General features: G+C 70.8%; 11 protein-coding genes. 8 read left to right on the top strand and 3 right to left on the bottom strand.

Translation table 11 applies throughout. From position 1 onward, the window contains the following. The 6 genes from ACFWP5_RS36760 to ACFWP5_RS36735 all read left to right on the top strand — a co-directional run bounded on the left by ACFWP5_RS36760 (position 1) and on the right by ACFWP5_RS36735 (position 6,090). Positions 1-1,284, top strand: coding sequence for an amidohydrolase family protein (locus ACFWP5_RS36760; protein ID WP_384166893.1), 1,284 nt, complete (start codon positions 1-3; stop codon positions 1,282-1,284). Next, complete coding sequence (locus ACFWP5_RS36755; RefSeq protein ID WP_384166890.1) at positions 1,281-2,546, top strand: amidohydrolase family protein; 1,266 nt, start codon at positions 1,281-1,283, stop codon at positions 2,544-2,546. Before ACFWP5_RS36760 ends, ACFWP5_RS36755 begins: the two co-directional genes overlap by 4 nt. 25 nt (positions 2,547-2,571) lie before the next feature. Then, a complete protein-coding gene (locus ACFWP5_RS36750) occupies positions 2,572-3,294 on the top strand; it encodes a VIT family protein (RefSeq protein WP_384166887.1) in 723 nt (240 codons plus the stop codon). Between the two features lie 127 nt (positions 3,295-3,421). Further along, the gene (locus tag ACFWP5_RS36745; RefSeq protein ID WP_384166884.1) at positions 3,422-4,300 is read left to right on the top strand and encodes a sterol desaturase family protein; all 879 of its coding nucleotides are present in this window, start codon (positions 3,422-3,424) and stop codon (positions 4,298-4,300) included. After that, positions 4,297-5,004, top strand: coding sequence for a lysoplasmalogenase (locus ACFWP5_RS36740; protein ID WP_384166882.1), 708 nt, complete (start codon positions 4,297-4,299; stop codon positions 5,002-5,004). Before ACFWP5_RS36745 ends, ACFWP5_RS36740 begins: the two co-directional genes overlap by 4 nt. Before the next feature lie 39 nt (positions 5,005-5,043). After that, positions 5,044-6,090, top strand: coding sequence for a zinc-dependent alcohol dehydrogenase family protein (locus tag ACFWP5_RS36735; protein WP_384166880.1), 1,047 nt, complete (start codon positions 5,044-5,046; stop codon positions 6,088-6,090). Between the two features lie 44 nt (positions 6,091-6,134). On the opposite strand, the gene ACFWP5_RS36730 is transcribed toward ACFWP5_RS36735, so the two are convergent. From ACFWP5_RS36730 to ACFWP5_RS36720, 3 genes are all read right to left on the bottom strand, one after another. Next, the gene (locus ACFWP5_RS36730) at positions 6,135-7,145 is read right to left on the bottom strand and encodes a CopD family protein (protein ID WP_384166878.1); all 1,011 of its coding nucleotides are present in this window, start codon (positions 7,143-7,145) and stop codon (positions 6,135-6,137) included. Between the two features lie 100 nt (positions 7,146-7,245). Then, the gene (locus ACFWP5_RS36725; RefSeq protein ID WP_384166876.1) at positions 7,246-8,901 is read right to left on the bottom strand and encodes a CoA transferase; all 1,656 of its coding nucleotides are present in this window, start codon (positions 8,899-8,901) and stop codon (positions 7,246-7,248) included. 116 nt (positions 8,902-9,017) lie between these two features. Beyond that, positions 9,018-10,550: a S8 family serine peptidase gene (locus tag ACFWP5_RS36720; protein ID WP_384166874.1), complete on the bottom strand. Its 1,533-nt coding sequence runs from the start codon at positions 10,548-10,550 to the stop codon at positions 9,018-9,020. A 240-nt stretch (positions 10,551-10,790) separates the two neighbouring features. Here ACFWP5_RS36720 and ACFWP5_RS36715 point away from each other — a divergent pair, with 240 nt between their 5' ends. Together ACFWP5_RS36715 and ACFWP5_RS36710 are read left to right on the top strand one after the other, a co-directional pair. Then, positions 10,791-11,147 carry a DUF485 domain-containing protein gene (locus ACFWP5_RS36715; protein WP_384166872.1) on the top strand — a complete coding sequence of 119 codons (357 nt, stop codon included), beginning with the start codon at positions 10,791-10,793 and terminating at the stop codon, positions 11,145-11,147. Next, positions 11,144-12,763: a cation acetate symporter gene (locus ACFWP5_RS36710; protein WP_384166869.1), complete on the top strand. Its 1,620-nt coding sequence runs from the start codon at positions 11,144-11,146 to the stop codon at positions 12,761-12,763. Before ACFWP5_RS36715 ends, ACFWP5_RS36710 begins: the two co-directional genes overlap by 4 nt. The last annotated feature ends 116 nt before the right edge of the window (positions 12,764-12,879 follow it).

Genomic DNA, 12,879 nt, shown 5'->3' with positions numbered 1-12,879 from the left:
GTGACCGACCAGGAGCCGTACCTGATCATCTCCTCCGACTGCCACGCCGGGCTGCCCACCGAGGAGTACCGGCCCTATCTGGACGCCCGGTTCCACCGGGACTTCGACGAGTTCCTCGCCGGACGCGACCGGCGCCGCGAGGAGATGACCCGGCTCGGCATCCGCAACGAGGCGTTCGCGGCCAAGTGGTTCCAGGACAACGAGGAGGGCCTGCGCGGGGGTTGGGACACCGCGCAGCGCCTCAAGGAGTTGGACGGGGACGGGGTGGCCGCCGAGGTGGTCTTCCCGGACGCCGACGCCGTGGACAGCCGGACGGCCGCGCCCTTCGGAGTCGGTCTCGGCCTCTCCGGGGACCAGGACCCGGAGTTGGGCATGGCGGGCGCGCAGGCGCACAACCGCTGGCTCGCCGACTTCGTCTCCGAGAACCCCGAACGGCACTGCGGAGTGGCCCTGTTGCCTGTGACGGCCCCTACGGAGAAGGTCGTCGCGGAGATCCACCGCGCCAAGGAGTCCGGCCTCGGCGCCCTGATGATCCCCTCCATGTGGGTCGACAAGGAGCCCTACCACGACCGCCGTTACGACCCTGTGTGGGCGGCTGCCGCCGAGTGCTCGATGCCCGTGCTCACGCACTCCGGGGCCGCGCCCCGCCACGAGTACGGCGACCATCTGGGCATCTATGTCAGCGAGGTGACCTGGTGGCCCGCCCGGCCGCTCTGGTTCCTGCTCTGGTCCGGGGTCTTCGAACGCCACCCGGGCCTCAAGTTCGGTGTGGCGGAGTCGGGTTGCTGGTGGCTGCCGAACCAGCTCTGGTTCATGGACCGCCTCTACCTGGGCGCCCACGGCGGCAAGAAGCTGTCGCCGTTCGCGGAGCTGAAACGGCCGCCGCACGAGTACCTCGACCGCCAGGTCTTCATCTGCGCCACCAACACCAAGCGCCGTGAACTGGCCCAGCGGTACGAGATCGGCGTCGACAACATCCTCTGGGGCAGCGACTTCCCGCACCCCGAGGGCACCTGGCCCGACACGCGCGCGTGGCTGCGCCGCACCTTCCACGACATCCCGGTGGACGAGACCCGCCGCATGCTGGGCCTGGCGGCGGCCGACGCGTTCGGCTTCGACGTGGCGGCGCTGACCCCGCTGGCCCGCCGGATCGGCCCGCCCCCCGCCGAACTCGGCCAGCAGGACGACCAGACGGCCGTGACGGCCTCCTGGGCGCGCTCGCGCGAGGTCGGCCGCCACTGGCTGACCGACCACGACTTCCCGGTCCTGGGGGCGACGCCATGAGCGCCACGGGCTCCATGGATTCCGTGGGTTCCGACGGCGCGGACCGGTACACGGTCGTCTCCGCCGACTGCCACGCGGGCGCCGATCTCCTGGACTACAGGCCCTACTTGGAGAAGCGGTACCACGACGAGTTCGACGCGTGGGCGGCGACGTACGTCAACCCGTACGCGGACCTGCTCGCCGACACGGCCGACAAGAACTGGAACTCCGAGCGGCGGATCGCGGAGCTGGAGGAGGACGGGATCGTCGCCGAGGTCGTCTTCCCGAACACCATCCCGCCGTTCTTCCCGTCCGGCTCCCTGATGGCACCCGCGCCCACGGCCGAGGAGTTCCGGCGCCGCTGGGCCGGCCTGCGCGCCCACAACCGCTGGCTGGCGGATTTCTGCGCGGCCGCGCCGGGCCGGCGGGCGGGTGTCTTCCAGATCCTCCTCAACGACGTCCAGGAGGCCGTCCAGGAGATCCGGTGGGGGGTCTCGGCGGGACTCCGGGGCGGCCTGCTGCTGCCCGGCACCCCGCCTGGCTCGGGACTGCCGGAGCTGTACTCGTCGACGTACGACCCGATCTGGGCCGTCTGCGCGGAACTCGGCGTGCCCGTCAACCACCACGCGGGCTCGGCGTCCCCGCCCCTCGGTGACGAACCGGCCGCCCGCGCGGTGTACATGGTCGAGACGACCTGGTTCTCGCACCGCGCCCTGTGGCACCTGATCTTCGGCGGCGCCTTCCGCCGTCACCCGGACCTGAAACTGGTCCTGACCGAGCAGGGTTCCGGCTGGATACCCGGGGTGCTCGACATGCTGGACTACTACCACGGGCGCATGGTGGCGGCTGCGGCGAAGGCGTCCACCGCGGAGTCCAAGTTCGGCGCGGGCCTGGCCGCTTCGATGGGCAAGGGTCCGTCGGAGGTCTGGCGCGACAACTGCTTCGTGGGCGCCAGTTTCATGCGCCCCCATGAGGTGCCCCTGCGTGAGCGCATCGGCATCGAGAAGATCATGTGGGGCAGCGACTACCCGCATGACGAGGGGACGTACCCCTACTCCAGGGAGGGCCTGCGCTTCGCCTACGCGCGCGTGCCGCGCGACGAGGTCGCCGCCATGATCGGCGGCAACGCGGCCCGCGTGTACGGCTTCGACCTCGACGCCCTGGACCCGATCGCGGCGAAGGTCGGTCCCACGGTGACCGAGATCGCGGAGCCGCTCGCCGAACCGCCGGCGGGCGCGACGAGCCCGGTGTTCGCGCGGGGAGCGTCGGTACGGGTGTGGTGAGGCCGGGGGTGGGATCCTTCGCGGTGTGACGGAACCGACCAACGACGAGACCCATGACGAGGCCCACGACGGCACGCTGGGCTCGCGGTTGAACTGGCTGCGGGCTGCGGTACTGGGGGCCAACGACGGCATCGTGTCCACCGCCGGTCTGGTCGTCGGCGTGGCCGGTGCCACGGACGACCACTCGGCGCTGCTGACGGCCGGCCTCGCGGGTCTCCTCGCCGGCTCCATGTCGATGGCGGCGGGGGAGTACGTGTCCGTCTCGACGCAGCGCGACTCGGAGAGGGCCGCTCTGGCCATGGAGAAGCGCGAGCTGACGGAGCAACCGGAGGCGGAACTGGAGGAGTTGACCGAACTCCTCCAGGACCGCGGCCTGACCCGGGACGTGGCCATGGAGGCGGCGGCCCAGCTCACGGCACGCGACGCGCTGCGCGCCCACGCGCGCGTGGAGCTCAACATCGACCCCGACGACCTCACCAACCCCTGGCACGCGGCCTGGGCGAGCTTTCTGTCCTTCACGGCCGGTGCGCTGCTGCCGCTGCTGGCGATCGTCCTGCCCCCGGCCGACTGGCGGCTCGGCGTCACCGTGGTGTCGTCCCTGGCCGCGCTGGTCCTGACGGGCTGGAGCAGCGCACGGCTCGGGACGGCGGACACGAGGCGGGCGATGCTGCGGAATGTGGCGGGCGGGGCGCTGGCGATGGGGGTCACCTATGCCGCGGGGGCGTTGCTGGGGGCGGCCGGGGTGTAGTGACCCACACCGTTCGGGCACAGCGGACCCATTGGCGGAGATCGCCAACAAGCAAGCGCGTACCCCCGGTAATACTTGTGGGTAACAACGTCTAGCCGCAGCCGATTCGCGGTTTTACGGTTCATCCATGCCGAACCTGCCCGATGCCGTGCTCTGGTCGATACCCGCCTTCGTGCTGCTCACCGTGATCGAGATGATCAGCGTGCGCGTCCATCCCGACGAGGACGCGGCGGGCTACGAGACGAAGGACGCCGTCACGAGCGTCGGCATGGGGCTCGGCAGCCTCGTCTTCGACTTCCTCTGGAAGATCCCGATCGTCGCGATCTACACGGCGATCTACGAACTCACCCCGCTGCGCGTGCCCGTCCTGTGGTGGACGATCCCGCTGATGCTGCTCGGGCAGGACTTCTTCTACTACTGGTCCCACCGCGGCCACCACGTCATCCGCATCCTGTGGGCCTGCCACGTCGTCCACCACTCCAGCCGCAGGTTCAACCTCACCACGGCCCTGCGCCAGCCCTGGACGACCCTCACGGTGTGGCCGTTCTACGTCCCGCTCATCGCCCTTGGCGTGCATCCCGCCGCGCTGGCCTTCTGCTCCTCGGCGAACCTCGTCTACCAGTTCTGGATCCACACCGAGCGGATCGACCGGATGCCCCGCTGGTTCGAGTTCGTCTTCAACACGCCGTCACACCACCGGGTCCACCACGCCTCCCAGGGCGGCTACTTGGACCGCAACTTCGGCGGCATCCTCATCGTCTGGGACCGGCTCTTCGGCTCGTTCGTCCCGGAGGTTGAGCGACCCGTCTACGGGTTGACCAAGAACATCAACACGTTCAACCCGATCAAGGTCGCCACCCATGAGTACGTCGCCATCGCCAAGGACCTGAAGGCGGCGACCAGTTGGCGCGAGCGCGCGGGGCGCGTGTTCCGGGGACCGGGCTGGCAACCGGTGCCCGTCCCGGAGCGGAGCGTTCCGGCCGCCGAGGAGACCGCGGCCGCGTGAACCCGCGTCCCGAACATCCGGTCGCCTCTCGCGCACTCCTGGCAGTCTTCGGACTGGCCGCCCTCGTGGACCTGCTCGCGCTCGCCGTCGGCCACGACCCCGCCCACACCGTCACCAAGCCCCTCCTGATGCCGCTCCTCGCCGCGTACGCCGCCCTGCGCGGCGCGCCCCGGCTCCTCGTCGCCGCGCTCCTCCTCGGCTGGGGCGGCGACACCCTGCTGCTCTCCGACGCCGACCCCGCCTTCCTCGCCGGCATGGCCTGCTTCGCGGCGGGCCATCTCTGCTACCTCGCCCTCTTCACGACGTACGGCGGCCTGAAAAGTGCTCCACGCGCGCGTGCCGGTCTCCTCGCCGTCGGGTACGTCGCCGCCCTGGCCGTCACCGTCACGCTGCTGTGGCCGGACCTCCCGGCGAACCTGCGCGTCCCCGTGGCCGGCTACAGCGCCCTCCTCACGGCCATGGCGTGCGCCGCGGCCACCCTGCTCGGCCTCGTCGCCGGGCTCGGCGGGGCGCTCTTCATGGTCTCCGACACCCTCATCGCGACCGGGGTCGCCGACTGGCCGCAGCCGCCCAGGCCCGACTTCTGGATCATGCTGACGTACGTCGCCGCACAGTTCCTGCTGGTCCAGGGCGTGCTCGGCACCCTCGCCGAGCGCCGCGCACCGGCGGCGGCGTACCGTGAAGTGCGCTCGACCACCCCCTGAGCGCACCGCACCAGCACACCCGCGACGAGAAGGACCCTCATGCGCGCCACCACCATCCACGCCCCGTTCGACATGCGCGTGGAGGACGTGCCCGATCCCTTGGTGCAGCTGCCCACCGACGCCGTGGTCCGGGTGCTGCGCGCCTGCATCTGCGGCAGCGACCTGTGGGCGTACCGCGGCGAGTCGGCCCGGCAGCCGGGACAGCGCATCGGGCACGAGTTCCTCGGGATCGTGGAGGAGACCGGCTCCGAGGTGAACGGCGTCAGGACCGGCGACCTCGTGGTCGCGCCCTTCGTATGGTCCGACGGCGTCTGCGACTACTGCCGTGAGGGCCTCACCACGTCCTGCGTGCACGGCGGCTTCTGGGGCGCCGTGGGCTACGACGGCGGCCAGGGCGAGGCGGTACGCGTGCCCTTCGCCGACGGCACCCTCGTACGGCTGCCGAAGGAGGCGGCCTCCGACGACCACCTGCTGTCCGCGCTGCTGACCCTGTCCGACGTCATGGGCACCGGCCACCACGCGGCCCTCGGCGCGGGCGTCCGCAAGGGCGCCACCGTCGCCGTCGTGGGCGACGGAGCGGTCGGCCTGTGCGCCGTGCTCGCCGCCAAGCGCCTCGGCGCCGAGCGGATCATCGCGCTCGGCCGCCACGAGACCCGTACGGACATCGCGCGCCGCTTCGGCGCCACCGACGTCGTCGCCGCACGCGGCGAGGACGCCGTCGCGGCCGTCCGCGAACTCACCAGCGGCCAGGGCGCGCACGCCGTCGTCGAGGCCGTCGGCACCGAGCAGTCCATGCGGACGGCCGTCGACATCGCACGCGACGGCGGCGCGATCGGCTTCGTCGGCGTACCGCACGGCAGCGGCACCGGCCTCGACCTCGGGGTCATGTTCGACCGGAACATCGCGCTGCGCGGCGGGGTCGCACCGGTCCGCGCGTACATCCCTGAGCTGCTGCCCGACATCCTGGACGGCACGATCGACCCGTCGCCCGTCTTCGACCTGACGGTCGGCCTGGAGGGCGTGCCCGACGGCTACAAGGCGATGGACGAGCGCACGGCCCTGAAGGTCATGGTCACGAACGGTTGATCAACTATTGATGGCAGGCATTGACTGATTGAGTGACTGGTCCATCAATGCCAGCGGATCGGCACCGGCAATGCCGTCAACAGTCCGGAGACCAGGACCACCACCCCCAGGGCGACGACCTCCGCCCGCGCGGGTGAGCAGGCGGTCAGCGGATCGGTGGCCCGCCGCAGCCGGGACCGCGCCAACAACGCGAGGACGGCGACGGCGGCGACGAGGATCACCTTCGCGAGCAGGGTGCGCCCGTACGCCGTCGTCGTCAGCTGGTCCAGGATCGTGCCGGCCGGCATCCGGCGCAGTGAACTCCACACTCCGGTGGCCGTGATCGCGGCGAGCAGTGCGACCGCCACGCGCGCGTAGAGCCCCAACAGCGCGGCCCCCGCCTCGGCACCGCGCCATTGCCACAACGTCCGCAGTACGTGCAGCAGACCGCCCACCCACAGCGCCGCACACGTCAGGTGCACCAGGGTCAGCTCGGAGCCGACCAGGGGGCTGTGCTCGCTCGCCGGGTGCACGCGCAGCGCCTCCGCGACGACCACGGCCGCGAGGGGCCACACCTGGAGGCCGGGCCTGCGCGACCGGGCGCACAGGCCCGCCACGGCGAACGCGTTGACCTCCAGGAGCGCCAACTTGCCGTCCCGGGACTGGTAGAGGCCGCCAACGTCCATTTGGGCGAGGCTGTGCGGCACCAGGTTGCCCGTCGCCACGACCGACGCGAGCCCCAGCGCGGCGACGAAACCGGCACCGGTCGCGTACAGGGCCCAGCTGCGGGGGCCGTTCGGGGGAGCGCCGGGCACGGTACGCGCGAGCCGGTTCACGAACAGCTCGCCCAGGGGGACGCACAGCGCGCCGAACAACACCGCCCGCAGCAGCGCGATGCCGCCGACACCGGGCGCGGCGGCCTCCCCGGTGTCGTGCAGCGCGGCGGACGGGCCGAGCAGCGGGATCAGCGCGGCGAGCACCACCAGGGCCAGTACGGCGACGGCCCGACGCGTACCGGGGCGCCGCCCGGAGCCGCTCGTGTCGGCCGCTTCGACAGTCGGTCGTATCAAGGTCACCCCAAGATCTTCACCAGCCGTCACAGAACCGGGCAAGTGCAACAAAACAACTGGCGGAACGGCATTCCGCTCATAAGTACGTTTCCGCCCGGCCCCCGGATCAAGCCCAACGAGCCGGGTCCGTGCCCCAACACCCCGGCGGACGCGCCCAGTTCACGGGCCCACCGACGAACGAGACCGGCGACAGCGCATGCCGCAGCCGCCCGACACCACTGTCCGTCTCGACCAACCAGGCATCGGGCCGGTTGTACGCCGTCCCGCTCTTCTCGTACGTGGCTCCGCCGTGCTCGCGCGCCGCATGGCCTTGCTCGTAGGCCGACCCGTCCTGCCGGCGTGCCGCCGGTCCGCTCGCAGACGCCGTCGTGCCGTGCTCGTGCGCCGGCGGGCCTTGTTCGTACGCCGCCCCGTGGCGCCCCTGTGCCGCCGGTCCGCTCGCATGCGTGGTCCCGCCGAGGTCGTCCCTCGCTCCGACCTGATCGTGGGTCGCCGGGCCCTGCCCGTTTGCCGCCGGGCCGCCGACAAACGCCCCTCCGGCCGCCACCCCTCCCCGCTCGCCCCCGTCCGCCGTCAGCCAGGCCGCGGTCCGCGCGAGCGCCAACCTCAGGGCGATGCTGTGACCCTGCTCCGCCTGTTCCGTCAGCGCCCGCAGCACCGCGCCCGCCAGCAGGTAACCGGTCCCGTGATCGAGGGCCTGCGCGGGCAGCGCGCCGGGCTGTTCCGGTGACCCCTCGATCGCCGCGATGCCGGTGGCGACCTGGACCAGGCTGTCGAACCCGCGCCGGTCGCCCCACGGCCCGTACGCACCCCACGCCGACAACTGAGCCACGATCAGCCCGGGCCTACGGTCGACCAGCGCCTCGGGGGAGAGCCCGAACCGGTCCAGGGCGCCCGGCCGGTACCCGGTGACGACCACGTCCGCCCGCGCGAGCAACTCCTCGAAGGTCCGCCGGTCGGCCGGCAGGCCGAGGTCCAGCCGGGTCGACCGCTTCCCGAAACCGGTGTCCGCGTGGGCGTCGGGGTCCTCGGGCAACTGGGGGGCGTCCACGCGCAGCACGTCCGCGCCCAGCAGCGCGAGCGTCCGCGTGGCGATCGGACCCGCGATGACACGGGTCAGGTCGAGCACGCGCAGCCCTGCGGCGGGCAGCAACGGGTCGCCGCCGAGCGGCGGGAGCACGCGCGCGCGTGCGGTGTCGAGCCACTCGCGTTCGACGAGCGGCCGTCCGGCCACCGCAGCCCCCTGCGCGTGCGCGGCCCACTCCTCCGCCGTCCGCAGCGCGACCGCGAGACCCCCGGCGCCGTACACCGTGTCCTCGATCTCCAGTGTGGACCGCTCGGCGAGCACCTCGGCCACGTCCTCCACCGACGCGTCCCCGGGCAGCTTGAACGCGTCCAGCAGTCGCGCCCGGTGGTGCGGATAGTTCGCGTGGGTGCGGACCCAGCCGTCGGCCGTCCGCCAGAACCGTGACAGCGGTGCGAAGCTGACTGGGGCCCGCCCGTCGATCAACAGATGCCGCTCACTGACGAACGCCGTGGCGACGGCCCCGTCGTCCACCCGCACCCCGGGCACCTCCGTCAGTCCGACCCGCCGCGCCCCCAACTCGGCGGCGGCCAGCGCGCACGCTCCCACACAGGCTCGCGCCAACTCCCGTACGGGAAGCCGCGCTTCGAGCGCCCCCTGACGTGCGACGGTCGAGACACGTGAGACCAGAGCGGGATCGCCGCCCATGGCGGCCCATGCCACCTTGATGTCAGTCATGACTGAACTATGCAGTATTGATTCAATCAATACAGACAATGCGGGTATGGATGGCCGTACGGACACGAACGGGCCGGGCGGAGATCCGCCCGGCCCGTGAGCAGGTGAGGTGCCGGCTACTTCACCGCCCGCAAGGCGTTGACGATGCCGAACCCGTAGAAGCCGTTGACGCGCTTGCCGCCGACACAGGTCGCGTCCACGATGCCGTCGCCGTTGGTGTCGTACGGGGTGGTCGGGCAGCCCGGGTTGTCCGCCTCGGCCTTCAGCAGCGCCTGCAACTGGGCCGGACCGGCGTGCGGGTGCGTCGACTTGAGCAGCGCGGCCACGGCGGCGACGTGCGGGGTCGCCATCGAGGTGCCCTGGAGATAGCCGTACGTGTTGTTCGGCAGCGTGGACAGGATGCGGCCGTTCTTCGACGGGGTGTCCGGGATCTGCCGGGCGTCTCCGCCCGGCGCCGACACATCGATCACGCCCTGGCCGTAGCTGGAGAAGTACGACTTGGCCTTCGTGACGCCGACCGAGCTCACCGTGACGACGCCCGGCAACTGGGTCGGTACGTCGAAGCACTCGTGCGGGTCGACCGTCCGGGTCGTCGCGGTCGAGTCGTCGGGGCTGGAGTCGTCGACCAGGGCGTCGGAGTCGAGGTCGTCGTTGGAGTTGCCGGCCGCCGCGACATTGAGCGTGCCCTTGCTCTGTGCGTACAACTGGGCCCTGTTGACCGCGTCGACGATGGCACGTTGATCGGGGTCGTCCAGGCAGTTGTACAGCCAAGGATCAACGTAGTAGCTGTTGTTGGTGATCTCCACGCCGTGATCCGCGGCGAACACGAACGCGCAGACCACGCTCTCCGGGTAGAACAGCTGGGTCGAGTCCGGCTCGGCCACCGTGATCCCGGCGACCTTCACACCCGGCGCGACCCCCGCCACACCGATGCCGTTGCGGGCGGCGGCGATCTCACCCGCGACATGCGTGCCGTGGTAGTGGGCGGAGTCCACGGGACGCCAGGAGCCGTACGTCGTGTCCGCCTTGCCGCCCACGCAGTTCGCGGACTGCGAGGCGGAGAAGTTCGGGGCGATGTCCGGGTGGGTGTCGTCGACGCCGACGTCGATGACGGCGACCGTCACGCTCTTGCTGCCCGGGTCGATCTTCGCGGCCTTGTCGGCACCGATCGCGGGCAGGTCCCACTGGTCGGCTTCGAGCGGCTCGCTGTCACCGGCGGCGGCGGAGGCCTTCGCCGTCTTCGCGGCCTGGTCCTTGGAGAGGTACTGCACCGCACCCTCGTCGGTCGTCGAGGCGAGGCTCAGCGGCGCCGTACGGGTGGCACCCGCCGACTGGACCCCGCGCACCGCGCGGATCCGCGCGCCGAAGTCGGGGTTCGCCGAGTGGACGACGATCACACCGATCTTCTCGTACGTCACCACGATGGTGCCGCCGGCCGCATTGATCGCCTTCTTGACCGAGTTGATCGTGTGGTGGTCCAGCCGAGTGTTGACCACATACGCAAGGTTGGGCGCGTCGGCGGTCTGTGCCGTGGTCTCCGCGATCGGAACCGCCGAGGCCGCCGACGGGAGGAAACCGAGCGAGGCGGTCAGCGACAGCACGACCGGTACGGCGAGGGCGAGCCGGCGTCTGGAGCGCAGATGAGCCATGGGATCTCCACATCATCCGGAAACGAAACGGCCCGAGACGTGGTTGGGCGCTCGGGCAGGTACATGACGAGTGGTGCAGACCTGAAGCTATCTCCCGCGGCGGCTGGCCAGCAATGATTTCCCAAAGACGACTACCGAAAGAAGTCAAAGGAGTTGAACCGGTCGACGCGCGGCGCCGTGCCCTTGGGCAGGAAGCGCCGAGCCCGACCAACCCGCAGGTCCGTAACGCGAGGAGACACCGTGGCCACCGAGACACCACCCCCCTCGAAAGCCGAACGCCAACTCCCCAGTACCGAGGAGTTCGAACAGGTCCAGGAGAGCGCGGAGTTCGCCGAACTGCGCCACGCCCACCGCTCCTTCGCCTTCCCGGTGACCGTCGCCTTCATCGTCTGGTACCTGCTGTACGTGCTGCTGTGCAACTACGCGGGCGACTTCATGGACACCAAGGTCGTCGGCAACATCAACGTCGCCCTGGTCCTGGGCCTCGCCCAGTTCCTCACCACGTTCCTCATCGCCTGGTGGTACGCGCGGTACTCCGCCGCGAAGCTCGACCCCAAGGGTGCGGCCATCAAGTCCCGGATGGAGGGCGGCGCATGAGCCCCACGATCACCCTGGCCGCAGGCGAGGCGAGCCAGCACCGGCCGCTGATCATCACCCTGTTCGCGATCTTCGTGGCCGCGACGCTCGTCATCACCGTCTGGGCGGGCCGCCAGACGAAGAGCGCCGCCGACTTCTACGCGGGCGGCCGCCAGTTCACCGCCTTCCAGAACGGCCTCGCCGTCTCCGGCGACTACATGTCCGCCGCGTCCTTCCTCGGCATCGCGGGCGCCATCGCCCTCTTCGGCTACGACGGCTTCCTGTACTCCATCGGCTTCCTGGTCGCCTGGCTGGTCGCCCTGCTCCTGGTGGCCGAACCGCTGCGCAACTCGGGCCGCTACACCATGGGCGATGTCCTCGCGTACCGCATGCGCCAGCGCCCGGTCCGTACGGCGGCCGGCACCTCCACCATCGTGGTGTCGATCTTCTACCTGCTGGCCCAGATGGCCGGCGCGGGCGTCCTGGTCTCCCTGCTCCTCGGCATCACCACCGACGCGGGCAAGATCGGCATCGTCGCCCTGGTCGGTGTCCTGATGATCGTGTACGTCACCATCGGCGGCATGAAGGGCACCACCTGGGTCCAGATGGTCAAGGCCTGCCTGCTCATCGCCGGCGCCCTGCTGCTGACCTTCCTGGTGCTGCTGAAGTTCAACTTCAACGTCTCCGACCTGCTCGGCAAGGCCGCCTCCAACAGCGGCAAGGGCTCCGCCTTCCTGAACCCCGGCCTCAAGTACGGCGCCACCGGCACCACCAAGCTGGACTTCATCTCCCTGGGCCTCGCCCTCGTCCTCGGCACCGCGGGCCTGCCGCACATCCTGATCCGCTTCTACACGGTGCCCACCGCCAAGGCCGCCCGTAAGTCGGTCATCTGGGCCATCGGCCTGATCGGCGCCTTCTACCTGATGACCCTGGCCCTCGGCTTCGGCGCCGCCGCACTGATCAAACCCGACGAGATCATCGCCTCCAACAAGGCGGGCAACACGGCGGCCCCACTCCTGGCGCTGCATCTGGGCGGAGTCGACTCCAACTGGGGCGCCATCCTCCTGGCCACCATCTCGGCGGTCGCCTTCGCCACGATCCTCGCGGTCGTCGCCGGCCTGACCCTGGCCTCGTCCTCCTCGTTCGCCCACGACATCTACGCGAACGTCATCAAGCGGGGCCAGGCCACGGAGAAGCAGGAGATGGCCGCCGCCCGGTACGCCACGGTCGGCATCGGCGCCGTCTCCATCGTCCTCGGCGCCCTCGCCCGCGACCTGAACGTCGCCGGCCTGGTCGCCCTCGCCTTCGCGGTCGCCGCCTCCGCCAACCTCCCGACGATCCTCTACAGCCTCTTCTGGAAGCGGTTCACCACCCCGGGCGCCCTCTGGTCGATCTACGGCGGCCTGGTCTCCGCGGTCGGCCTGGTCCTGTTCTCGCCGGTCGTCTCCGGCAAGGAGACGTCGATGTTCCCCCACGTCGACTTCCACTGGTTCGCCCTGGAGAACCCCGGCATCATCTCCATCCCCGTCGGCTTCCTGCTGGGCTGGCTCGGCACGATCCTCTCCAAGGAGGAGCCGGACACCGGCAAGTACGCGGAGCTGGAGGTACGGTCCCTGACCGGCACCGGAGCCCACTGAGCCGCCCCGCCCAGTCCACTGCAACGACAGCTTCTACTTCGTGCACCAGAAGCTCCAGGGCGACGGCAGCATCACCGTCTCGGTGTCCTCGCTGGCCGGAGTCGTCTCGACGAGCC

Origin of the sequence: Streptomyces sp. NPDC058469 (genome assembly GCF_042721125.1) — a bacterium.
Taxonomy (GTDB): domain Bacteria; phylum Actinomycetota; class Actinomycetes; order Streptomycetales; family Streptomycetaceae; genus Streptomyces.
The sequence above is the reverse complement of the archived record's forward strand: the minus strand, read 5'-3'. Positions and strand labels throughout refer to the sequence as shown.

Bases quoted from the DNA above. Each gene is read 5' to 3' on its own strand.
- ACFWP5_RS36755 (WP_384166890.1), top strand. From the start codon at position 1,281: ATGAGCGCCACGGGCTCCATGGATTCCGTGGGTTCCGACGGCGCGGAC.
- ACFWP5_RS36745 (WP_384166884.1), top strand. From the start codon at position 3,422: ATGCCGAACCTGCCCGATGCCGTGCTCTGGTCGATACCCGCCTTCGTG.
- ACFWP5_RS36735 (WP_384166880.1), top strand. From the start codon at position 5,044: ATGCGCGCCACCACCATCCACGCCCCGTTCGACATGCGCGTGGAGGAC.
- ACFWP5_RS36725 (WP_384166876.1), bottom strand. From the start codon at position 8,901: ATGACTGACATCAAGGTGGCATGGGCCGCCATGGGCGGCGATCCCGCT.
- ACFWP5_RS36720 (WP_384166874.1), bottom strand. From the start codon at position 10,550: ATGGCTCATCTGCGCTCCAGACGCCGGCTCGCCCTCGCCGTACCGGTC.
- ACFWP5_RS36710 (WP_384166869.1), top strand. From the start codon at position 11,144: ATGAGCCCCACGATCACCCTGGCCGCAGGCGAGGCGAGCCAGCACCGG.